This window comes from Bordetella genomosp. 13 (assembly GCF_002119665.1).
Lineage (GTDB): Bacteria > Pseudomonadota > Gammaproteobacteria > Burkholderiales > Burkholderiaceae_B > Bordetella.
Genome location: NZ_CP021111.1, coordinates 361,827 through 381,871 on the forward strand (window position 1 = coordinate 361,827; position 20,045 = coordinate 381,871).

General features: G+C 69.4%; 23 protein-coding genes. 6 read left to right on the forward strand and 17 right to left on the reverse strand.

Going from position 1 to position 20,045, the window contains the following annotated elements; genetic code table 11:
* Positions 1-19: 19 nt before the first annotated feature.
* On the reverse strand, positions 20-637 hold the full coding sequence (locus CAL15_RS01645) for an FMN-dependent NADH-azoreductase (RefSeq protein ID WP_086077037.1): 618 nt from the start codon (positions 635-637) through the stop codon (positions 20-22).
* The gene (locus CAL15_RS01650; RefSeq protein WP_086077038.1) at positions 634-1,080 is read right to left on the reverse strand and encodes a GNAT family N-acetyltransferase; all 447 of its coding nucleotides are present in this window, start codon (positions 1,078-1,080) and stop codon (positions 634-636) included. The genes CAL15_RS01645 and CAL15_RS01650 overlap by 4 nt, the downstream gene beginning before the upstream one ends.
* Before the next feature lie 114 nt (positions 1,081-1,194).
* Between CAL15_RS01650 and pdxR the strand changes: the two genes are divergently transcribed.
* Both pdxR and CAL15_RS01660 read left to right on the forward strand, forming a co-directional pair.
* Positions 1,195-2,631 carry a MocR-like pyridoxine biosynthesis transcription factor PdxR gene (pdxR, locus tag CAL15_RS01655; protein WP_086077039.1) on the forward strand — a complete coding sequence of 479 codons (1,437 nt, stop codon included), beginning with the start codon at positions 1,195-1,197 and terminating at the stop codon, positions 2,629-2,631.
* Positions 2,632-2,734: 103 nt separating this feature from the next.
* A complete protein-coding gene (locus tag CAL15_RS01660) occupies positions 2,735-3,190 on the forward strand; it encodes a carboxymuconolactone decarboxylase family protein (RefSeq protein WP_086077040.1) in 456 nt (151 codons plus the stop codon).
* Here the strand turns inward: CAL15_RS01660 and CAL15_RS01665 are convergent.
* The 12 genes from CAL15_RS01665 to CAL15_RS01720 all read right to left on the reverse strand — a co-directional run bounded on the left by CAL15_RS01665 (position 3,187) and on the right by CAL15_RS01720 (position 13,361).
* The gene (locus tag CAL15_RS01665; protein ID WP_086077041.1) at positions 3,187-4,194 is read right to left on the reverse strand and encodes a zinc-binding alcohol dehydrogenase family protein; all 1,008 of its coding nucleotides are present in this window, start codon (positions 4,192-4,194) and stop codon (positions 3,187-3,189) included. The two genes, CAL15_RS01660 and CAL15_RS01665, sit on opposite strands and share 4 nt — an antisense overlap.
* A 200-nt stretch (positions 4,195-4,394) precedes the next feature.
* Positions 4,395-4,799, reverse strand: a complete 405-nt coding sequence (locus tag CAL15_RS01670; protein ID WP_086077042.1) for a DUF4168 domain-containing protein — start codon at positions 4,797-4,799, stop codon at positions 4,395-4,397.
* Positions 4,800-4,970: 171 nt separating this feature from the next.
* On the reverse strand, positions 4,971-5,447 hold the full coding sequence (locus CAL15_RS24830; protein ID WP_420042527.1) for a 2OG-Fe(II) oxygenase: 477 nt from the start codon (positions 5,445-5,447) through the stop codon (positions 4,971-4,973).
* On the reverse strand, positions 5,444-6,517 hold the full coding sequence (gene ada, locus CAL15_RS01680) for a bifunctional DNA-binding transcriptional regulator/O6-methylguanine-DNA methyltransferase Ada (protein WP_086077043.1): 1,074 nt from the start codon (positions 6,515-6,517) through the stop codon (positions 5,444-5,446). Before ada ends, CAL15_RS24830 begins: the two co-directional genes overlap by 4 nt.
* A 95-nt stretch (positions 6,518-6,612) precedes the next feature.
* On the reverse strand, positions 6,613-7,263 hold the full coding sequence (gene alkB / locus CAL15_RS01685; RefSeq protein ID WP_086077044.1) for a DNA oxidative demethylase AlkB: 651 nt from the start codon (positions 7,261-7,263) through the stop codon (positions 6,613-6,615).
* A gap of 5 nt (positions 7,264-7,268) precedes the next feature.
* A complete protein-coding gene (locus CAL15_RS01690) occupies positions 7,269-7,961 on the reverse strand; it encodes a 2OG-Fe(II) oxygenase (protein WP_086077045.1) in 693 nt (230 codons plus the stop codon).
* Positions 7,962-8,025: 64 nt separating this feature from the next.
* Complete coding sequence (locus tag CAL15_RS01695) at positions 8,026-8,823, reverse strand: heme ABC transporter ATP-binding protein (RefSeq protein ID WP_086077046.1); 798 nt, start codon at positions 8,821-8,823, stop codon at positions 8,026-8,028.
* On the reverse strand, positions 8,823-9,806 hold the full coding sequence (locus CAL15_RS01700) for a FecCD family ABC transporter permease (RefSeq protein WP_232468195.1): 984 nt from the start codon (positions 9,804-9,806) through the stop codon (positions 8,823-8,825). The genes CAL15_RS01695 and CAL15_RS01700 overlap by 1 nt, the downstream gene beginning before the upstream one ends.
* A 10-nt stretch (positions 9,807-9,816) precedes the next feature.
* Entirely contained in the window at positions 9,817-10,662 is an 846-nt protein-coding gene (locus tag CAL15_RS01705) for a heme/hemin ABC transporter substrate-binding protein (RefSeq protein WP_086080871.1), read from the reverse strand.
* 17 nt (positions 10,663-10,679) lie between these two features.
* Positions 10,680-11,726 carry a hemin-degrading factor gene (locus CAL15_RS01710; protein WP_086077047.1) on the reverse strand — a complete coding sequence of 349 codons (1,047 nt, stop codon included), beginning with the start codon at positions 11,724-11,726 and terminating at the stop codon, positions 10,680-10,682.
* 123 nt (positions 11,727-11,849) lie between these two features.
* On the reverse strand, positions 11,850-12,356 hold the full coding sequence (locus CAL15_RS01715; protein WP_086077048.1) for an acyl-CoA thioesterase: 507 nt from the start codon (positions 12,354-12,356) through the stop codon (positions 11,850-11,852).
* Between the two features lie 72 nt (positions 12,357-12,428).
* Positions 12,429-13,361, reverse strand: coding sequence for a LysR substrate-binding domain-containing protein (locus CAL15_RS01720; RefSeq protein ID WP_086077049.1), 933 nt, complete (start codon positions 13,359-13,361; stop codon positions 12,429-12,431).
* A 111-nt stretch (positions 13,362-13,472) separates the two neighbouring features.
* On the opposite strand from CAL15_RS01720, the gene CAL15_RS01725 reads away from it, so the two are divergent.
* The 3 genes from CAL15_RS01725 (at position 13,473) to CAL15_RS01735 (ending at position 15,238) form a co-directional block, all read left to right on the forward strand.
* Positions 13,473-13,736 carry a DUF2917 domain-containing protein gene (locus CAL15_RS01725; RefSeq protein ID WP_232468099.1) on the forward strand — a complete coding sequence of 88 codons (264 nt, stop codon included), beginning with the start codon at positions 13,473-13,475 and terminating at the stop codon, positions 13,734-13,736.
* On the forward strand, positions 13,733-14,365 hold the full coding sequence (locus CAL15_RS01730; RefSeq protein ID WP_086077050.1) for a 2-hydroxychromene-2-carboxylate isomerase: 633 nt from the start codon (positions 13,733-13,735) through the stop codon (positions 14,363-14,365). Before CAL15_RS01725 ends, CAL15_RS01730 begins: the two co-directional genes overlap by 4 nt.
* A 102-nt stretch (positions 14,366-14,467) precedes the next feature.
* On the forward strand, positions 14,468-15,238 hold the full coding sequence (locus CAL15_RS01735; RefSeq protein WP_086077051.1) for an SDR family oxidoreductase: 771 nt from the start codon (positions 14,468-14,470) through the stop codon (positions 15,236-15,238).
* An 80-nt stretch (positions 15,239-15,318) separates the two neighbouring features.
* Here the strand turns inward: CAL15_RS01735 and CAL15_RS01740 are convergent, their stop codons facing one another.
* On the reverse strand, positions 15,319-15,648 hold the full coding sequence (locus tag CAL15_RS01740) for a DUF779 domain-containing protein (RefSeq protein ID WP_086077052.1): 330 nt from the start codon (positions 15,646-15,648) through the stop codon (positions 15,319-15,321).
* Positions 15,649-15,669: 21 nt separating this feature from the next.
* Positions 15,670-17,199, reverse strand: coding sequence for an aldehyde dehydrogenase (gene adh / locus CAL15_RS01745; protein WP_086077053.1), 1,530 nt, complete (start codon positions 17,197-17,199; stop codon positions 15,670-15,672).
* Positions 17,200-17,428: 229 nt separating this feature from the next.
* On the opposite strand from adh, the gene CAL15_RS01750 reads away from it, so the two are divergent.
* Positions 17,429-19,387 carry a sigma-54-dependent Fis family transcriptional regulator gene (locus CAL15_RS01750; RefSeq protein WP_086077054.1) on the forward strand — a complete coding sequence of 653 codons (1,959 nt, stop codon included), beginning with the start codon at positions 17,429-17,431 and terminating at the stop codon, positions 19,385-19,387.
* 221 nt (positions 19,388-19,608) lie between these two features.
* On the opposite strand, the gene CAL15_RS01755 is transcribed toward CAL15_RS01750, so the two are convergent.
* On the reverse strand, positions 19,609-19,812 hold the full coding sequence (locus CAL15_RS01755) for a cold-shock protein (protein WP_086077055.1): 204 nt from the start codon (positions 19,810-19,812) through the stop codon (positions 19,609-19,611).
* Between the last annotated feature and the right edge of the window lie 233 nt (positions 19,813-20,045).

The window sequence follows — 20,045 nt, forward strand, 5'->3', positions numbered from 1 at the left end:
CGCGGCCGGCCGCCGCGACTCACGCCGCCACGGGGGCGAAGTGGGCCGCGATCTCCGTGCGGGCATGCTCGCGGGCCCGCTGCAGGTCGCCGGACGCCGTGCCTTGCACCGAAAAGAACGTCAGGTCCGAGAGCCCCATCGTGCCCAGTGCCGCCCGCAGGTATGGCGTAAGAAAATCGGGCTGCCGAGCGTTCTCGCCGGAATAGAGGCCGCCGGACGACACCGCCACGTACACCGGCCGGTCGCGCAGCGTGCCGACCTTGCCTTGCGGCGTCGGCTGGAACGTGCGGCGCACGCGCAGCACGTGGTCGATCCAGGCCTTCAGCGCCGAGGGCACGGTGTAATTGTGCATCGGCGTGCCGATGACCACGGCATCGGCCGCCTGCAGCTCGCGGATCAGTTCTTCGGACCTGCGCAGCGTGCCCGTCACGGCGGCAAGCCCCTCGGGCGGCAGCGGCGAGCCGAGTTCGACGGCATACACGCCGTCGACGTGCGGCAGTTCCGCCGCGCCGAATTCGCGGCCATGCACCGACGCGCCGGGGTGGCGGGCCAGCAGGTGCTCGACGACCAGGTTCGACAGGCGGCTGCTTTCCGAAGCCGCGCCGCGCGGGCTGAAGGTCATGTGCAGGATGTTCATGCGGGATTTTCCTCGAGTTCTTTGACGAAGCCCATCGCGGCGGACACCAGGCCCTGGCGGAAATAGAAGCGCTGCGCCAGGGCGTTGGACAACGCCGTGTCCAGCACGAGCCGCGCGCAGCCCTCGCGGCGCGCGATCGACTCCATCTCGCGCAGCAGCAGGGCGCCCCAGCGCTGACCGCGGCTGTGCGAGGCTGACACCAGGTCGTCCACGTACAGAAAGCGGCCGTACACCAGGTTCTCCTCCAGTCGGTATCCCGACAGCGCCACCGGCCGGCCGTCGCGCCAGGCGGCCATCAGGCGATAGCCCGAGCCGCGCATGCGCGCTACGCGGTCCAGGAAGTCGGCCTCGTCGCGCAGGCGGGGCCGCAGTTCGTGCATGACGGCGAAGCAGGCGCGCAGTTCCTCGAGTGTCTCGGCGTGGCGCAGGTCCGGTTCTTCCATATCGTCGCTCGGTTGGGGGCGGCCCATGATGGGGCGCAGAGGTTCTTGATGGAGGCATCGTAGGGCTCCGATGCCATAATCGGAAGATCCATGAACTGAACTTGCGACTAGGCCATGATTTCCGCGCCCTTCGGCGACCTGCCGCCTCTGGATCCCGCCTGCGCCGAGCCCCTGTACCGGCAGGTCTACGCGCGCTTCTGTCATGCCATCGCGTCCGGGCTGCTGGAGCCGGGCCAACGCATTCCCTCCGCGCGGGCCCTGGCGTCCGAACTGGGCCTGGCGCGCGGCACTATCGAGACCGCGTATTCGCTGTTGTCCGCCGAGGGCTACGTGCAGGCGCGGGGCCAGGCCGGCACCGTGGTGGCGCCAGGCCTGCTGGGACGCGCGTCCATGCCGGCAGCGGCGCACGAGCCGCCCGCACTGGCGCCCTATGGCGCGGCGGGCGCCGCGGAACCGTTGCCCGAGGCGCCGCTGCCGTTCCAGATGGGCACGCCGGCGCTGGACGTATTCCCGCGCAAGATATGGGCTCGGCTGGGCGCGCGCTGCGTACGCGCCATGCAGCCGGCCGACATGATGTATCCGCCGCTGGCCGGCCTGCCCGCGTTGCGCACCGCCGTTGCGGCCTATCTGCAGGTGGCGCGCGGCATCGCGTGCACGCCGCGGCAGGTGATCGTCACTTCGGGCTATCGCAGCACGCTGGACCTGATCGCGCGCACGTTGTTCAGGCAGGGCGACCGTGTATGGGTCGAAGATCCCGGCTTTCCGCCCACGCGCGATCTGCTGCGGCATTCCGGGCTGCGGCCCCATCCCGTGCCGGTGGACGGCGAGGGCATGGTGGTGTCGCATGGCCTGAAGACGGCGCCCAAGGCCCGGGGCGTGGTGATCACGCCGGCGCACCAGAGTCCGTTGTCCGTCTCGCTGTCGCTGCCGCGCAGGCAGGCGCTGCTCGATTGGGCGGGGCGCAGCGGCGCATGGATCGTCGAGGACGACTACGACGGCGAGTATCGCTATGCCAGTCGGCCGCTGCCTGCCCTGAAAAGCCTGGACCGCGCGGGGCGAGTGCTTTATGCCGGCACATTCAGCAAGGTGCTGTTTCCGGCCATCCGGCTGGCCTACCTGGTGGTGCCGCAGGCGGAAGTGGAGCGCTTCGATCAGTCCACGCAGGCGGTGTGGGGCGGCAGCCCCGCGTTGATCCAGGCCGTGGTGGCCGCCTTCATCGAGCAGGGCCATTTCGCGCGCCACATCCAGCGCATGCGCAGGTTGTACGGCGAGCGCCGCAAGGCCGCGGCGGCCGGGCTGGAACGCGTGCTGCGACCGCATGCGCGCATCGAGCCGCAGCCGGGCGGCATGCACCTGATCATGCGCCTGTCCGGCGGCGTTTCGGACAGAGAGCTGGCGCAGCGCATGCGCGCCGACGGCATGTACGCCAATGCGCTGTCCGACTGGGCCATGCAGGCACCGGTCGAGCCCGGCCTGCTCCTGGGATTCACCAACATTGCTTCACAGGTCGAGGCGGAGCGCCTGGGCAGACGGATCCTGAATCTGCTCTAGCGCGCCGCATGGCCCATTCGAAGAGGCGATTCTTGGCTCTTGGCCTGCGCACGCCGCGGCTGCATCATGGCTGCATTGTCGCCACCCCGAAACAGGAGTCACCATGAGTCATCGCATCGACCACGCCAAGGCCGCCCCGGATGCGTTTCGTGCTTTCGTCAGCGTGCACAGCTATCTGCAGGACTGCAGCATTCCGCTGGTCCTCATCGACCTGGTCTACCTGCGCGTGTCGCAGATCAACGGCTGCGCATACTGCATCGACAAACATTCCGCCGACCTGATGAAGCAGGGCATGTCCGTTTCCAAGCTGCTGCTGGTGCCCGTCTGGCGCGAGGCCGAGTCGCTGTTCGACGAACGCGAGCGCGCCGCGTTGGCCTGGGCCGAGTCGCTGACCAACCTGCCGCAGACCGGCGCGCCGGATGCCGACTACGAGGCGGTGGCGGCGGTGTTCAACGAGCGCGAACTTGCCGACCTGTCGTATGCCATCGCGTTGATGAACGGCATGAACCGGCTGGGCGTGGGGTTCCGCAAGACACCGGCCGCCGCCCAGGCGGCCTAGAAACCTTCCATCACGATCTTGCCGCGCGCCAGGCCGCTTTCCAGGCGCGCGTGGGCGCGCCGCATATTGGCCACGTCGATCTTGCCGTAGTGATCGCCCATCGTGGTGCGCAGCACGCCGCTGTCCACTAGCGCGGCCACGCGTTCCAGGATGTCGTGCTGGCGCTGCATGTCGTCCGTCTCGAACATCGGGCGCGTGAACATGAATTCCCAGTGCAGCGAGGCCGACTTGCGTTTGAGCGGCATGGCGTCCAGCGACTCGGGATCGTCGATCAGCGCCAGGCGGCCCTGCGGGGCCAGGGCTTGCACGAGCTGCGCATAGTGGCGCTCGGTGTGCGTCAGGCTGGCGACGTACCGCACCTGGTTGACGTTGATGCGAGCCAGTTCCTCGGTCAGCGGCTTGCGATGATCGACGACGTGATGCGCGCCCAGCTGCTGCACCCAGTCGCGCGTCTCCTCGCGCGAGGCGGTTCCGATCACCGTCAGGCCGGTCAGGCGCCGCGCCAGCTGTACCAGGATCGATCCCACGCCGCCGGCCGCGCCGACCACCAGCAGGGTGTCCCCCGCGCCGCCGTTCTCCGGCACGCCGAGGCGGTCGAACAGCAGTTCCCAGGCGGTCAGCGAGGTCAGCGGCAATGCCGCCGCCTCGGCGTCGGATAGGCTCGTCGGCTTGTGGCCCGCGATGCGCTCATCCACGACGCTGTATTCGGCGTGATTGCCGGGGCGTGTGAGCGAGCCCGCGTAATACACGGTGTCGCCGGGCTTGAACAAGGTGACGTCGCTGCCCACCTGTTCGACGGTGCCCACCGCGTCCCAGCCCAGGATGCGGGCGCCCTCAGTCGGAAAGAACGCGCGTACCTTGGTGTCCACGGGATTGACCGCGACGGCCCGCACGGCGACCAGCAGGTCGCGCGGGCCCGGCGCGGGCGCGGGCAATTCGTGCAGGTCGAGCGACCGCGGGTCGTCCAGCGGCAATGCGTGGTGGGTGTAGGCAATGGCTTTCATGGCAGTGGTCCTGAGGAAGTAAGGGCGGGCCGCGGTGTGCGGCCCGTGCTGACTGCCATGTTGCCCTTTGCCGGACCGGCCGGAAAGCATCCCGATCCGGCAACACTTTCACTGTGGAAGTGAAAATGGTCAGTGCCGCGATGACGCAAGGCGCTCGCGGCCGCCGCGCAGGCCGAGGTCCTTGCACGTCGGGACGCAGGTCAGCGGACGCCGCCGCCCTGCTGTCGCTGCTGCACCATCGCCATCACGCGTTGCTGCAGCTGCGGATCCTGCTGGATCGCCTGGCTGATGCCATTGAACTCGTCGACGGTCATGCCGTCGGCGTTCACCGCGCGGACCATCTTCTCGTCCGCTTCCTTCAGCAATTGCTCGCGCGACGCGTCGTTGGACGCGGCTTGCACGCGAGGACGGTATTCGTCCGCTACCAGCGCGACTTTCTGCGACGCGCCGGCGAACTTCTGCAGTTGCGCCTCGGACGGCTGGACTGCGGCTTGCGGCTGCTGGGGCGTCTCGCTGGGCGTTGCTGCGCTTTGAGCCATCGCGGGGGCGACGGTCAGGCCGGCGGCCAGGATGGCTGCCGACAAGAGGGCTTTGGTTCGCTGCATGAGAGCTCCTTATGCGTTACGTGCTCGGCCTTTCATGGTCGCAAGCGATGGCCACCGGTTCAAGTTTCGCGATGTTTGCGCATGTGTCCGCGAGGGGGCGGACGCGTCGCATCGAGGGACTTTCAGGGGGCGATGCGGCAGTGCGGCAATGCCCGCTTGCATTTCGGAACATCAAAAATGCGGATCGGCGGCGAACACGGCATGCAGCCCCTGACGACACCCCTCGCGCACGCGGGCAACGCCATACCGCACGATGGCCCGATAGGCGCCGCGCGATCCCTGGACCTGGCGTGCGCCGGCCGCGATCAGCACGGCGTCGCCTCGCTGCAAAGGCGATACCATCGGCCGGGACTGCATGCGCGGGCGCTGCTCGGTCATGACGATTTCCCCGCCGGAGAACGCGTGCGCATCGCACAGCAGCGCGACGAGGACCAGCGCATGCCCTTCGTCCGGCGCTTCATCGCAGGCCAAGGGCTGGCACTCGTCCTTGACCAGGCGCGTCAGTTCAAACCATGGCTCGGGGTCGCGCAACAGTTGCCCGCATCGGGCGGCGCTGAACAAGGCCGGCAGCGGGGCATGGCCCTCGGCGTCCAGCGAGGCGCGTACTTGCGCCAGGTTGCGGCCGCGCAGCAGCTCGGCCAGCCTCACGCGGGCTCCTCGCGATCCAGCAGTTCGCGCTTGCGCGCCACGCCCCACCGATATCCCGACAGCGCGCCGTCGCTGCGCACCACGCGATGGCAGGGTATGGCCACGGCGAGCCTGTTGCTGCCGCAGGCCTGCGCGACCGCGCGTACCGCGCCGGGGCTGCCGATGCGTTGCGCGATCTCGGCATAGCTTGCGGTGCGGCCCGCGGGAATGTCGCGCAGCGCCTGCCACACGCGTTCCTGGAATGCCGTGCCGCGCACGTCCAGCGGCAGGTTCAAGCCGCGCGACGGCTGTTCGACCAGGCCCACCACCTGCGCGACTACCTGCTCGAAGTCCGCGTCGCCGCCGATCAGCGTGGCCTTGGGGAACTGGTCTTGCAGCTCGCGCACCAGCGCGTCGGGATCGTCGCCCAGCAGGATCGCGCATACGCCGCGCGGGCTTTGCGCCACCAGTATGGCGCCCAGGCTGCATTGCCCCACGGCGAAGCGGATTTCGGTATTGCTGCCGCCGGCACGGTAGTCGCTGGGCCGCATGCCCAGCATGCGGTCGGCGCGCTCATAGAAGCGGCTGTTGGAATTGAAGCCCGCGTCGTAGATGGCCTGCGTGATGGTGGCGTCCGCCCGGCCCAGCCGCGCGCGCATGCGGCGGCCGACGTGCGCGGCCGCATAGGCCTTGGGGGTGAGGCCCGTCTCGGCCTTGAACACGCGATGGAAGTGATAGGGGCTCATGCCGGCGCGCGCGGCCAGTTCGTCCAGCGTGGGCGGCGTCTCGGCCTGTTCGATGTAGCGGCAGCTGTCGGCCACCAGAGCGGACTGGCGCTGTGCCGACTCGGTGCGGTCCGGCGCCGCGCGGCGGCTGGGCCGATAGCCCGCGGCTTCCGCGGCCTCGGCCGTATCGAAGAATTCCACGTTCTCGGGCCGCGGCAGCCTGGCGGCGCTGCTGGGCCGCGCATAGATGCCCGTGGTCTTGACGGCATAGACGAACTGCGTGTCCGCCGCGCGATCGCGTGCGCGCACGGCGGCCCAGCGCGGGTCGCGTTCGATCGTGTCGACAGGAGCGGAGGGGCTCGGCATGGCGGTTCCGGAAGAGGGCGGTGTCTGTTCGACTACTGTAGTGCGCCGCTCGAGGGTGGGCACTCCGGCGCTTGCGGTCGAATTCGGCATGGCGGTCAGCGTGCGCGCCTGAACGTGAAGTTGATCCGCAGCCGGCCCAGCTCGGGGTGTTCGGCTTCCTTCACGGGCAGCACGCCGTGATACCGCAGGCGGTCCACGCCGCCCCACACCACCACGTCGCCATGGAACACCGGCACCCGCTGCGTGGGATCCGTGCGGCGCAGGCCGCCGAACACGAACGTGGCCGGGATGCCAAGGGAAACGGACACGATGGGTTCGCCCAGGTCGTTCTCGTCGCGGTCCTGATGCAGCGTCAGGCGCGCGCCCGGCACGTAGTGATTGACCAGGCAGGCGTCCGGCGCGAAGCCCGGATGGCCCGCCTGCGCGGCGGCGGCCTGCGCAAGTTCCAGGAAGACCGCAGGCATGGGCGGCCAGGGCTTGCCGGTGTCCGGGTCGTGAGCTGTATAGCGGTAGCCGTCGCGGCTGGACGTCCAGCCCAGTTGCCCGCAATTGCTCAACGCCACCGACATGGTGCGGCCGCCCGGGGTGACCAGATGCCTCGCCGGCGCGGCCTGCTGGATGGCGCGCAGCTCGGGCAGCAGGCGGGGCACGTAGTCCAGCGCGAAGCCGCGCAGCACATACGCTTCGGGGCCGAGCGCCTCGCGGCGTCCGGGTTGCGGGGACTCGAACCAGTCGGCAAACAACATGGCGATCAGAGCGCGTCGTGAAAGATGATGCCCAATGTGTGGCGGCTGCCTTCGTGCAGGCGGCTGACGCCGTGCCGCATCGAGGCGCGGCGACTGCCGCGCGCGCCCGGCACGGGCCGGTGATGCACGGCGAACACCACGCCGTCGCCCTGTTGCAGCGGCACGACCTCGGCGCGTGCCGGCTGGCCCGCGCACTGCTCGGTCAGCATTAGCTCGCCGCCCTGGAAGTCGCGTTCGGGCCGGGACAACAGAATGGCCACCTGCAGCGGAAATACCCAGTCGCCATACAGGTCCTGGTGCAGGCAATTGTAGTCGCCGGGTCCGTAGCGCAGGATCAGGGGCGTGGGCCGCTGCTGGCCGGCCGCGTGACAGGCCAGCAGGTATTCGGCATGCGTGGCGGGATAGCGCGCGGGCAGTCGCAGCTGCGCGTTCCAGCGGTTGGCGATCGGCGCCAGCAAGGGATACAGGGACTGGCGCAGCCGCTGCACTGGCCGCGGCAGCGGATAGGCGTAATAGCGATACTCGCCGCTGCCGAAGCCGTGCCGCTTCATCACGATGCGCGACCGATACAGCGCCTCGTCGTCGTAGCGCGCCGCCAGCGCATCGCAGACGGCCTCGTCCAGCAGATTGGGCAGGATCGCATGGCCATGCAGGTCCAGCTCGCGCTCCAGCCCGGGCGGAATGGCGGGAATGTCCATGCACCGAGTCTAGCGCCGCGCGCGCGCAGGCACACTCCGGGACTTGCGGCCGAATTCCGCCGGCTCAGTTCCCGTCGCGCGGCAGCACCAGCAGCTTGCCGGGCAGCCGCGGATGCGGCAGCACGTCGGCGTCGATGTCGTACACCTGGCGCAGCAGTGCCGATGTCAGTACCGCGGCCGGTTCGCCTTCGGCCACCGAAGTGCCTTCGGCCAGCAGCACGAGGCGGTCGCACCAGCGGGCCGCCAGGTTGATGTCGTGCACGATCACCAGCACGCCCAGGCCGTCTTCGTGAGCCAGTCTCCAGACGGTGCGCAGCAGTTCCACCTGGTGCTTGGGGTCCAGGCTGGAGATCGGCTCGTCCAGCAGCAGATACGGCGGCGGACCCTGGCGCGCGGCGGCGCGGCACTGGGCCAGCACACGCGCGAACTGCACGCGCTGCTGTTCGCCGCCCGACAGTTCGGGATAGCGGCGCGTCGCCAGATGCGGCACGCCGGCGTGTTCCAGCGCCTCGTCGATCAAGGCGCCGACCGTGTCCGGACCCAGTTCGGGAAAGGGATAGGCGCCCATGGAGACCACGTCGCGCACGCCCAGGTCGAAGGTCAGCGAAGGCGTCTGCGGCAGCACGGCGCGGCGGCGCGCCTGCTTGCGCGCGGGCAGGTCGATCAGGTCGGCGCCGTCGATGGCGACGCGCCCGGACGCGGGACGCAGTTCGCCGGCCAGCGCGGCAAGCAGCGTGGACTTGCCCGCGCCGTTGGCCCCCAGCAGGCCCAGCACGCTGCCAGGGCGGATCGTCAACGACACGCCCGTGAGCACCAGCGCCGTGCCGCGCCGGACGTCGAGGTGGTCGGCCTGCAGTGTCATCAGAACCTGCGCCCGCGCGCCAGCAGCCAAAGAAAGAAGGGGCCGCCGATCAGGCTGGTGACCAGCCCGATGGGCAGTTCGGCCGGGATGACGGCCACGCGGGCCAGCCAGTCGGCCAGCAGCAGCGCCAGCGCGCCGGCCAGCATCGATGCGGGCATCAGGCGGCGATGATCCGCGCCCAGCGTCATGCGCACCAGATGCGGCACCACCAGCCCCACGAAGCCGATGCCGCCGGTCGCCGCCACCAGCGGCCCGACGATCAGCGCGGTGGCCACGATGAGCCGGCGGCGCACCGCGACCAGCGCATAGCCCAGGTGTCCGGCCTCGCGCTCGCCCAGCAGCAGCGCGTTCATCACGCGCCATTGGGCCAGCAGCCAGGCGGAACACAGCAGCGTCCACGGCCCCAGGAAGGCCAGCAGCCGCCAGTCCGCGCCGGCCAGGCTGCCCATGCTCCAGAACGTCAGGTCGCGCAGCTGGCTGTCGGAAGCGAGGTAGGTCAAGAGCCCGATCAGGCTGCCCGCCACGGTGTTGATGGCCACGCCCGCCAGCAGCAGGCCCGCCACGCCGGGCGCGCGCCGGCCCACCAGGTATGCGCACGCCGTGGCCGCCAGGCTGCCCGCGAAGGCGGCCGGCGCGATGACGGCATACCCCCCGCTGCCCAGGACGATGGCAGCCACCGCGCCCAGCGCGCCGCCGGCGGAGATGCCCACCAGGCCCGGCTCGGCCAGGGGATTGCGGAACAACGCCTGCAGCGCCGCGCCGCATACGGCCAGCCCGGCGCCCGCCACCGCGGCGAACAGCACGCGGGGCAGCCGTATGTCGATGAGTACATTGCGCCACAGGGCATCGTCGGGCTGCTGCGACGCGCCCGACCACAGCAGCCGCAGCGCATCGGCCGGCGGAATGCGCACCGCGCCGCTGGCCGCGGCCAGCAGCGCCGTCGCGACGACCGCCAGCGCCAGGCCGACCAGCGTCGCGTCGATACGCGGTGCGCTAGGCCTGCCCGCCGCGCGCGCCCTGGCCAGCGACACAATCGGTCTCCTTCAGTTGGCGCACGGCCTGGGGCAGGCGCGGACCGGTGCCCAGCGCCAGGAGGTCGTCCATGACCACGATGCACGACGCGGCGGGCGTGCCCGCCACGCCGGGCATGGCGCGCAGCTTCTCCAGGCCGCCGGAGGCCTGCAGCGAAGCGCTGGTCACCACCAGCACCTGCGGCCGCAGCGCGCCCATGGCTTCGGCCGACAGCGGCTTGTACCCCCGCTGGTCCTGCAGCACGTTCGTCAGCCCGGCCAGCTGCAGCACCAGCGCCGCCGCCGTGCCGCCGCCGGCGCCCTGCGGCGTGCCGGTGCGGTTCATGATCAGCAGCGCGCGGGCGTTCGACGCGGGCAGCGCCTGCACGGCGCGCAGCTCGCGATCGACCGATTCGGCCAATTCGCGGCCGGCCGCTTCCGCGCCCAGCACGCGCGCGATGTGCTCGATGCGCGCATGCAGCGACTGCACCGAAGGCTGATCGGACACGGTCTCGACCCGCACGCCCACGCTGGACAGCCGGCGCATCGCCTCGGGCGGACCGGCCTGCTCCGAAGCCAGCACCAGGTCGGGATCGAGGGCGAGCACGCCTTCGGCGGGCACCGCCCGGTAATAGCCCACGCGCGGCACCTTGGTGGCGGCCTCGGGATACAGGCTGGAGAGATCGTCGCCCACCACGCGCGAGCCCTGGCCCAGCGCGTAGACGATCTCGGTGACGCTGCCTCCCAGCGTCACCACGCGCTGCTGCGCATGGGCCGGCACTGCCCAGGCCAGGCACGCGCCCAGCAGCAGGGCGATTGCTCGATGCATCATGTGCGGTCCTCTCGTCAGGCGGCCAGCGGCTGGCCGCACATGCCCGCCAGCAGGTCGCGCCAGGGCGCCAGTTCGGGCTTGCCGGGCTTGCGGGCGCCGAAGAACTGCACGATCAGTTCGCCGTTGGCGGCATACAGCTCCAGCGACGTCACCCAGCCATCGCTGGTGGGCTTGGCCACGACCCATGCCGAATCGATGGCCGTGGTGTCCAGGTGCAGGTTGAAGCGGGAATCCAGCACGTTGAACCAGGGGCCGGTGCGGCGCAGATTGGCGACGGGGCCGGTGTGGATCTGGATCATGCCGCGGTTGCCCACGAAGCACATGATGGGCAAGGCCGTGTCGGCGGCGCCCTGCAGCATGCGCTCGACGGTATCGGCGGCCACGGGCTGCGCCAGGTCGGCGCCGGCCGCGCGCAGGGCGTCCAGCCGGGCGGCCTTGAATTTGCACAGCAGCGGCACGAATTCATGGGTGTCCTGCATGGCAAGCCAGGCTTGGCGCAACGCGTGCGCATCGGCGATGGGAGTCGGCGGCTCGGCGGCCGGGTAGGCCTGCACGTCGGGCCAATAGGGCTCGCCGGCATGGCGCGCCACCAGCGTCTCGAAGGCCGCGCCGTCGCTGGCCTCGGTGCGGTAGACCTTGTGCACGGCCTGGCCCGCGGCGTCGAAGAACTGCAGGCTGTGGCGGCCGTCCTGTTCGACGGCCCAGGCATGGCGCCATTGAGCGAAGAACACGCGCAGGTCGATGTCCGGCCCCAGCACCAGGCCGACGGGGCCTTCGGCCTGGATGTCTTCGTAGCGGCCGTGCCGCTCGTGGACGCACCACTCGTTGCGGGTCAGCGCCATCACCTCGCCCAGCGTGCCCAGCTGGCGGAAGATGGCCTGCGGCTTGCCGGACAGCGGCACCGCGCGCACGCCGCCGCAGCCCGCGGCCACCCATTCGGCTTCGGAAACGCCCAGCGCCTGTGCCTGCGCTCGGGCGCGGGCCGCCGTGCCGGCGGCAGCCAGGGCGTCGTGGCGGGCCCGCAGTTCGGCGGCGCGTCGGGCGTATGTCGGGTCTGTCATCGCGAGGGCTCCTGGATGCATGCAGGCGCGGGGTGCGCCGGACCGCCCGCGATCATGAGCCGGCCCGCATGAGAAACGATATCAGTTCCCGATGCCTCGCGCTGTCCCTGTTAACAGGAACGGTCAGCGCAACGGGCCGGCGTCCTGGATTTCCTGCTTGATGGTCTCGTGGCGCTTTTCCATTTCCTGGCGCAGCGCGCGCCGCTGCTTGGCGGCCTCGAAACGCTGCCGCTCTTCGAGGGTGCGCAGCTGCAGCTGAGGCACTTCGATGGGCTGTCCCTTGTCATCCACCGCCACCATGGTGAAGTAGCAGCTGTTGGTGTGGCGCACCAGCTTCTTGCGGATGTCTTCCGTGACGACCTTGATGCCGATCTCCATCGACGTGCGGCCGGTGTAGTTCACCGATGCCAGGAACGTGACCAGCTCGCCCACGTGAATGGGCTGGCGGAACACCACCTGGTCGACCGACAGCGTCACCACGTAATGGCCGGCGTAGCGGCTGGCACAGGCGTAGGCCACCTGGTCCAGGTATTTCAGGATGGTGCCGCCGTGGACATTGCCGGAGAAGTTGGCCATGTCCGGCGTCATCAGGATGGTCATCGACAGTTGGTGGCTGAAGGCGTCGTCCATGGTTGCTGCGGGCGCGTTGAAAACCCGTAATGTAAGCGCAGCGCGGCCATCCGTCGATGCGCCGCGACGTCGTCAGCGCGCCCGCGAGGCCGCCGCCGAGGTCGTCATGGCCTTGGCCTGCTCGTGCAGCCAGTCGGCCACCACGCCCGCTTCGGCGCCGCGTGCCAGCGGGCTGCGCACCAGCCAATAGGCTGGGCCGTCGGCGTCGATGGGATGCGCCTGTCCCACCGCCACCAGCCTGCCATCGCGCAGCATGGGCTCGACCAGCGCCAGCCGGCCCAGCGCGATGCCGTGTCCGGCCAGCGCGGCATGCACCACCTGGTCGTACTGGTTCAGGCGCAGCATGGCCTTGGGCCGCGCCTTGGCCAGGCCGTGGGCGGCCAGCCATTCCTGCCAGTGCAGCCACGGCCAGTCCTGGCCGTCGAATTCGAGCAGCGTATGGCGCGCCAGGGCGGCGCGATCCAGCTTGCGCAGCCCCAATGACGGATGCGCCACCGGCGCCAGCGCTTCGCCGAACATGCGCCTCGCGCCTCGCGGCGCCTGGGCCGGCGTGCAATAGCGGATCGCGATGTCGATGTGCTCGCGGCTCAGGTCGAGCAGGCGGTTGTCCGCGGCTACCCGTACGTCCACGCCGGGATGCGCGGCCTGGAATTCCCCCAGCCGCGGCAGCAGCCACAGCGAGGCCACGCCTATCGTGGTGGTGACGGTGACCGCGGCGCGGCGCTGTGGCTCGCGGTACAGCGCGGTAAGTTCGCCCAGCTCGGTCATCCACGGATCGGCCAACCGGAACAGCCGCGCGCCCTCGGCCGTGAACGACACCGAGCGGAAGCCGCGCGTCAGCAGGGCCACGCCCAGGTGGTCTTCCAGGGCGCGCACCTGCCGGCTGATGGCCGACTGCGTAAGGTGCAGGTCTTGCGCCGCAAGCGTGATGCTCATGCGCCGGCCCACGGCGACGAAGCCGCGCAGCAGGTCCAGCGGAGGAAGACGAGCCAGGTCAGTTGACATGCGTGTCGATCATGCGAAGGCGACCCAAATGTCGCTTGATCGATCTTACGGCACGCGCGTTCAATAAGCCATATGAACCAGGGCTATGGAATCATAGGCAAGGAGGTCCCCATGACTGCCGGAACGATCAGCTTCATATGCATGAAGGGAATGTCATTTTCGCTGCCGCCCGGCGCCGCAGTGAAATTGAGGCGCGCGGTGGGCGTGCGCATACTGTGTCGTACCGGTACGCTGTGGGTGTCGGAGTACCGGCGCGCCGAAGATCTGGTGCTGCAGGCCGGGCAGTGTGCCCAGGTCGGCAGCGATAGCGCCATAGTCCTCAGCGGCCTGCCTAGCGCGGAGGTCGAGATACAGCAACCGGAGTCACGTCCATGAGCCTGCCAGCCCAGCCATCCCTGCAGATGTGGTTCGACTTTTCCAGTCCCTATAGCTACCTCGCCGTCGCGCGATTGCCCGACCTGGCTCGCCAGGCCGGCGTGCGGGTCGCCATGCGCCCGTTCCTGCTGGGCCCGATATTCCAGGCGCAGGGCTGGAACGACACGCCGGTCAAGCTGTTTCCGGCGAAGGGCGCCTATGTGATGCGAGACGTCGCCCGACTGGCGGACAAGTACGCCGTCCCGTATCGCCGGCCCTCCGTATTTCCTCGTATGGGCATACTGCCTGCGCGCGTCGCCCTGCTGGGCCAGGACCAGCCGTGGGCCTATGATTTCTGCCGGGCGGTGTTCCATGCCAACTTCGCCGATGACCGCGACATGCAGTCCGAGGACACGGTGCGCGAGCTGCTGCGTGGGCTCGATCTCGATGCCGATTCATTGCTGGCCGCCGCGCGGGCCGACGGCACGAAGCTGGCGCTGCGGCGCCAGGTCGAGCAGGCGCAGCAACTCGGCATTTTCGGCGCGCCGACCATGCTCGCCGGCGACGAGATGTTCTGGGGCAACGACCGTCTCGAGGATGCGCTGCAATGGGCCGTCCGGCATGCGGGCGGCGGCGGGGATCGGTGGTAATGTTGCCCGGTTTGCGGGCGTGGCGGGGCGACGGGATCGCGCGCGCCACCTTCAACACCTTCATAACAATATGGCCTGTGCGGCCGCTCGAAGGAGATCGTAATGAGTTCCGCTGAATCCAGTTCCGCTTCCAAAGTGATGATCGTCACGGGCGCCAGCCGCGGCATCGGCGCCGCCGTCGCGCTGCTCGCGGCACGCCGCGGCTACGCCGTCTGCGTGAATTACCACAGCCGCAGCGCGGCGGCCGATGGCGTGGTGCAGGCCATACGCAACGCGGGCGGCACGGCGCTGGCCGTGGGCGCGGACGTGTCGAGGCAGGACCAGGTGCAGGCGATGTTCGAGACGGTCGATCGCGAACTGGGCAGGGTGGACGCGCTGGTCAACAATGCCGGCATCCTCGAGAAGCAGACCACCGTCGAGAACCTGGACGCGGATCGCATCACGCGCGTCCTGGCCACGAACGTGGTGGGCACGTTCCTCTGCTGCCGCGAGGCGGTGCGGCGCATGGCGCCGCGGCATGGCGGGCGCGGCGGCGCCATCGTCAACCTGTCGTCCATGGCGTCGCGGCTGGGGGCGCCGGGCGAATATGTGGACTATGCCGCTTCCAAGGGCGCCGTCGACACCTTGACCATCGGGCTGTCGAAGGAAGTCGGCGCCGACGGCATACGCGTCAACGGCGTGCGGCCCGGCCTGATCTACACCGAGATGCATGCCAGCGGCGGCGAACCCGGCCGCGTCGATCGCCTGAAAGACTCGCTGCCGCTCAAGCGCGGAGGCACGCCCGAAGAGGTGGCCGCCGCCGTGCTGTGGCTGTGTTCCGACGAATCGGGCTTCACCACGGGATCGTTCATCGACGTGTCCGGGGGACGCTAGGGCCTGTTAACAAGCCCCAGGCGCAGCCACGCGCCGTGGCATGAGCCACGGCGCGCCGCAACGCCGCGCTGCCGGCGGCCTCAGGTCATGCAGACCGTCGACCGCGTCAGGAAACGCTCTTCGCGGCCGTTGTCCAGCGAGAACATGCCGCCGCGGCCCGGCACCACGTCGATGATGAGGTCGGTGTGCTTCCAGGCCTCGAACTGCGCGGCGCCCATGTAGAACGGCGCGCCTCCGATCTCGCCCAGCAGCACGTCGCTGTCGCCCACAAGCAATTCGCCTTGCGGATAGCACATGGGCGACGAGCCGTCGCAGCACCCGCCCGACTGGTGGAACATGATGGGGCCGTACTCGGCCGTCAGTTCCGCAATCAGTCGCAGCGCCGCCGGGGTAGCCGATACCTTGGCCATGATGTCTCCCTACGCTGAGGTTCAGAAGAACCCGAGCTTCTGCGGGCGGTAGCTGACCAGCAGGTTCTTGGTCTGCTGGTAGTGGTCCAGCATCATCTTGTGGTTCTCGCGGCCGATGCCCGACTGCTTGTAGCCGCCGAACGCCGCATGCGCGGGATAGGCGTGATAGCAGTTGGTCCATACCCGGCCGGCCTTGATGCCGCGGCCCATGCGATAGCAGGTATTGCCGTCGCGCGACCACACGCCCGCTCCCAGTCCGTACAGCGTGTCGTTGGCGATCTGCAGCGCGTCCGCCTCGTCCTTGAAGGTGGTCACCGACACGACGGGTCCGAAAATTTCCTCCTGGAATACGCGCATGTTGTTCCTGCCCTTGAACACGGTGGGCTGCACGTAATAGCCGTCCTTCAGGTCGCCGTCCAGCGCCGCGCGCGACCCGCCGGCCAGCACTTGCGCGCCTTCCTGCTTGCCGATGTCCAGGTACGACAGAATCTTCTCCAGCTGCTCGCTGGAGGCCTGCGCGCCGATCATGGTGTCGGCATCCAGCGGGTTGCCCTGCTTGATGGCCGCGACGCGCTGCAATGCGCGTTCCATGAAACGGTCGTACAGCGATTCCTGGATGAGGGCCCGGCTGGGGCAGGTGCACACTTCGCCCTGGTTCAGCGCGAACATCACGAAGCCCTCGATGGCCTTGTCCAGGAAGTCGTCGTCCTGCGCGCCTACGTCGGCGAAGAAGATGTTGGGCGACTTGCCGCCCAGTTCCAGCGTGACGGGAATCAGGTTCTGCGAGGCGTACTGCATGATGAGCCGGCCGGTGGTGGTCTCGCCCGTGAACGCGATCTTGGCGATGCGCTTGTTCGAGGCCAGCGGCTTGCCCGCCTCCAGCCCGAACCCGGTGACGATGTTGAGCACACCGGGGGGCAGCACGTCGGCGATCAGCTCGGCCAGTACCAGCACGCCCAGCGGCGTCTGCTCGGCGGGCTTGATCACCACGCAGTTGCCGGCGGCCAGCGCGGGCGCCAGCTTCCATGCGGCCATCAGGATGGGGAAGTTCCAGGGAATGATCTGTCCCACGACGCCCAGCGGCTCCTTGAAGTGATAGGCCACCGTGTCCGCATCGATCTCGGACAGGCCGCCTTCCTGTGCGCGTATCGCGGACGCGAAGTAGCGGAAGTGGTCCACGGCCAACGGAATGTCGGCGGCGCGGGCCTCGCGTATCGGCTTGCCGTTGTCCCAGGTCTCGGCCGTGGCCAGCAGTTCCAGGTTCTCCTCGATGATGTCGGCGATGCGGTTGAGCATGCGCGAGCGGTCGGCCACGGAGGTGCGGCCCCAGGCCGGCGCGGCGGCGTGCGCGGCGTCCAGCGCCAGTTCGATGTCGCGCGCGTTGGAGCGCGCATGGCGCGACAGCGTGTGGCCCGTCACCGGCGTGATGTTGTCGAACATCTGCCCATCGGCGGGCGCCTGCCACTTGCCGCCGATGAAGTTTCCGTACTCCTTCTTGATCTCGATGGGAGAGCCGTATGCGCCCGGCGCGATTCGGGTGGAAGTGTCCATGTTGTCTCCTGGTGTCGTTTGAGTGGGGATGGCCCGGCCTGCACGATGCAATAAGCGTGCCAGCCGCCGGTATGCGAAGGTTTCACGCATGGACAAGCCCGGCGCAGGCGTGCGAAAGTAGGTCTGTCCGCGGCCGGCGCCCGGCGACACAATGCTGCACGCCGGTGACTGTCGCGTTTCGCGACGGCCCGCTGGAACAGGTGTCGCAGAACGCCTACCGGAGACGACCATGTCCACGCTATCCCGCCAGCAGGCGCTGGCCAGCGCACGCCGGCTGTTCAGCCAGCAGGGCTCCGTGCCCGAGCATCTCGTTGCCGAATCCATCCTGCGTTCGTGGCGCCGCTGCGCCGACCTGGGACAGGACATGCGGGGCCTGCTCCGGCCGCAGCCCCTGACGCAGGCGGAGCTGCGAGAGGCGCGCGAACGCCACGAGACGCTGCGGCGCCTGTGCCGCCCGGTGCTGCAGCAGTTGCGATACGAGGCGCGTCACAGCGGCGGCCTGGTCGTGCTGACCGATGCGGACGGGCTGGTGCTGGACACCGAAGGCAGCGCGGATTTCGCGGACCGGGCCTCGAGGGTCTCGCTGATGCCCGGCGCGGCGTGGAGCGAGACCGCGGCCGGCACCAACGCCATCGGCACAGCGTTGGTCGAGCGCCGGCCGATCGTCGTGCACGGCTCGGAACACTACTTCGAACCCAACCGCATCCTCACGTGCGCGGCGGTGCCCATCACCGATCCGCAGGGGCGCACGGCGGGGCTGCTCGACCTGTCCGGCCAGGCCACCGACGCGCATGGCCACGCGCTGGGGCTGGTGCGCATGGCGGTGGACCAGATCGAGCATCGTATGTACGACGAAGGCTACGGCGACTGCCTGCTGGTGCGCCTGCACGCCGATCGCGACGTGCTGGGCACTGTGCGCGAGGGCATCCTGGCCTTCGACGGCGAGCGGCTGGTGGCGGCCAATCGCCACGCCCTGCACCTGTTGAGCCTGGACGGCGCCGCGCTGGGCGTGTACCGCTATGGCGACCTGTTCCTGGATACTCCCGCCCAGGCTGTCGCGCGTGGCGTATTGCATCCGCTGCGCGGTGGCGGCGCGCTGCACGCGCGCCTGCGCTGGCCCGGCGGATCGGCGCAGCCGCGGTCGTTGCCGGCTGCGTCGGTCGGGCAACCAGAGGCCGTCGCGGAACGATCATCGCCGTCGCGGTCGGCGCCCCGGCGCGGCAATGACGCCGCGGCCGCTGTTGTTCATCCCTCTCATGCCCGCCCCGGCATGCCGTGGTTCGACACCGGCGCGCTGGCCGAACTCGCGCGCGCCGTGCGACTGCTGGATGCCGGCGTGTCGGTGCTGCTGCAGGGCGAGACGGGCTCGGGCAAGGAGGTGTTCGCGCGCCGTCTGCATGCGCAAAGCGCGCGTGCGGGCGGGCCGTTCGTGGCGGTGAACTGCGCGGCGCTGCCCGAGAGCCTGATCGAGTCGGAACTGTTCGGATACGAAGAGGGCGCCTTCACCGGCGCGCGGCGCCAGGGCAGCAAGGGCCTGCTGCGCCAGGCCCAGGGCGGCGTGCTGTTCCTGGACGAGATCGGCGACATGCCCATGGCCTTGCAGGCCCGCCTGCTGCGCGTGCTGCAGGCGCGCGAGGTGACGCCGCTGGGTGCGGGACGCGCCGTGCCGGTGGATTTCGCGCTGGTGTGCGCCACCAACCGTCCGCTCGATCCTTCGGGCGCGCAGGCCGTGCGCGCCGACCTGTATTTCCGCATTGCCGAGTACACCGTGCGGCTGCCGGCCCTGCGCGACTGCGCCGACCGCGGCGCGGTGGTGCGCGCATTGTGGCAGTCGGCGGGAGACGCGCCGGCGCTGCCGGCCGAGGTGCTGGGTTTGCTGGCGCAATATGGATGGCCGGGCAACTTCCGCCAGCTGGCCAGTACGCTGCGCACCTTGCGGGTGCTGGCCGATCCCGCCGGAGAGGTGCGTGCCGATATGCTGCCGCCCGAGATCGCGAGCCTGGCATCGCCCGTGAGGCCCGTGCAGACGGCCACGACGCTGCAGGCGCTGACCGACGCCGCCATCCAGCGCGCGCTGGCGGCATGCGAAGGCAACATCAGCCGGGCCGCGCGCGCGCTGGGCGTGCACCGCAGTACGCTGTATCGGCGCTGCGGCGCGACGGGCGCGAGGCCCGACGGCCGCAACTAGCGCGCTCAATCTCGGCGTGGCCGTGTGCAAGATGCACGCGGCGGACACGGCGCTGGATGCGTGGAGCTGATGCTGAAAGGCGGCCAGATGGGGCCGCCGGATGTATTCGAAGCGTTGAGGCAGGGGCGCCGTGTCGGCTCGGCCTAGCAGCCTGACGTGGGCAGCGCCTTGCCTGGCGCCCGCCCCTTGCGCAAAGCGAAGGGGCTGAGGCCAACCGCGCGTTACAGCGCGCGGATATTCGTGGCTTGCGGACCCTTGGGGCCTTCGCCGGCGGTATAGCTTACCCGCTGGTTTTCCTCGAGGGTCTTGAAGCCCCCGCCCTGGATTTCGGAGAAATGCGCGAACAAGTCCTTGCCGCCGTTCTCGGGCATGATGAAGCCAAAGCCCTTTTCCGCGTTGAACCACTTGACGATGCCGGTTTCCATATAGGAGTTCCTTTGTAAGACGTGGGAAAAATTGCCCACACGACAATCAAGGAAGGGATGACGAACAATATGCACCGGCAGTGGCGCAGGACCGAACGAAAATCACAATGCTTGAGGATCTTGGCCACTATGGGGGTCTGGGGCCCGCCTGTCAACCGAAGTTTCGAATTAATTGCATCGGCCCCGGCCGGCCCGCCGTCGTCGTGCACTCGACGGCCTGAGCAGCACCGGAA

Excerpts from the sequence above, each read along its gene's own strand:
- CAL15_RS01645 (WP_086077037.1), bottom strand. The coding sequence starts at position 637 with ATGAACATCCTGCACATGACCTTCAGCCCGCGCGGCGCGGCTTCGGAA.
- CAL15_RS01650 (WP_086077038.1), bottom strand. The coding sequence starts at position 1,080 with ATGGAAGAACCGGACCTGCGCCACGCCGAGACACTCGAGGAACTGCGC.
- pdxR (WP_086077039.1), top strand. The coding sequence starts at position 1,195 with ATGATTTCCGCGCCCTTCGGCGACCTGCCGCCTCTGGATCCCGCCTGC.
- CAL15_RS01660 (WP_086077040.1), top strand. The coding sequence starts at position 2,735 with ATGAGTCATCGCATCGACCACGCCAAGGCCGCCCCGGATGCGTTTCGT.
- CAL15_RS01665 (WP_086077041.1), bottom strand. The coding sequence starts at position 4,194 with ATGAAAGCCATTGCCTACACCCACCACGCATTGCCGCTGGACGACCCG.
- CAL15_RS01670 (WP_086077042.1), bottom strand. The coding sequence starts at position 4,799 with ATGCAGCGAACCAAAGCCCTCTTGTCGGCAGCCATCCTGGCCGCCGGC.
- ada (WP_086077043.1), bottom strand. The coding sequence starts at position 6,517 with ATGCCGAGCCCCTCCGCTCCTGTCGACACGATCGAACGCGACCCGCGC.
- alkB (WP_086077044.1), bottom strand. The coding sequence starts at position 7,263 with ATGTTGTTTGCCGACTGGTTCGAGTCCCCGCAACCCGGACGCCGCGAG.
- CAL15_RS01690 (WP_086077045.1), bottom strand. The coding sequence starts at position 7,961 with ATGGACATTCCCGCCATTCCGCCCGGGCTGGAGCGCGAGCTGGACCTG.
- CAL15_RS01695 (WP_086077046.1), bottom strand. The coding sequence starts at position 8,823 with ATGACACTGCAGGCCGACCACCTCGACGTCCGGCGCGGCACGGCGCTG.
- CAL15_RS01705 (WP_086080871.1), bottom strand. The coding sequence starts at position 10,662 with ATGCATCGAGCAATCGCCCTGCTGCTGGGCGCGTGCCTGGCCTGGGCA.
- CAL15_RS01710 (WP_086077047.1), bottom strand. The coding sequence starts at position 11,726 with ATGACAGACCCGACATACGCCCGACGCGCCGCCGAACTGCGGGCCCGC.
- CAL15_RS01715 (WP_086077048.1), bottom strand. The coding sequence starts at position 12,356 with ATGGACGACGCCTTCAGCCACCAACTGTCGATGACCATCCTGATGACG.
- CAL15_RS01720 (WP_086077049.1), bottom strand. The coding sequence starts at position 13,361 with ATGTCAACTGACCTGGCTCGTCTTCCTCCGCTGGACCTGCTGCGCGGC.
- CAL15_RS01725 (WP_232468099.1), top strand. The coding sequence starts at position 13,473 with ATGACTGCCGGAACGATCAGCTTCATATGCATGAAGGGAATGTCATTT.
- CAL15_RS01730 (WP_086077050.1), top strand. The coding sequence starts at position 13,733 with ATGAGCCTGCCAGCCCAGCCATCCCTGCAGATGTGGTTCGACTTTTCC.
- CAL15_RS01735 (WP_086077051.1), top strand. The coding sequence starts at position 14,468 with ATGAGTTCCGCTGAATCCAGTTCCGCTTCCAAAGTGATGATCGTCACG.
- CAL15_RS01740 (WP_086077052.1), bottom strand. The coding sequence starts at position 15,648 with ATGGCCAAGGTATCGGCTACCCCGGCGGCGCTGCGACTGATTGCGGAA.
- adh (WP_086077053.1), bottom strand. The coding sequence starts at position 17,199 with ATGGACACTTCCACCCGAATCGCGCCGGGCGCATACGGCTCTCCCATC.
- CAL15_RS01750 (WP_086077054.1), top strand. The coding sequence starts at position 17,429 with ATGTCCACGCTATCCCGCCAGCAGGCGCTGGCCAGCGCACGCCGGCTG.
- CAL15_RS01755 (WP_086077055.1), bottom strand. The coding sequence starts at position 19,812 with ATGGAAACCGGCATCGTCAAGTGGTTCAACGCGGAAAAGGGCTTTGGC.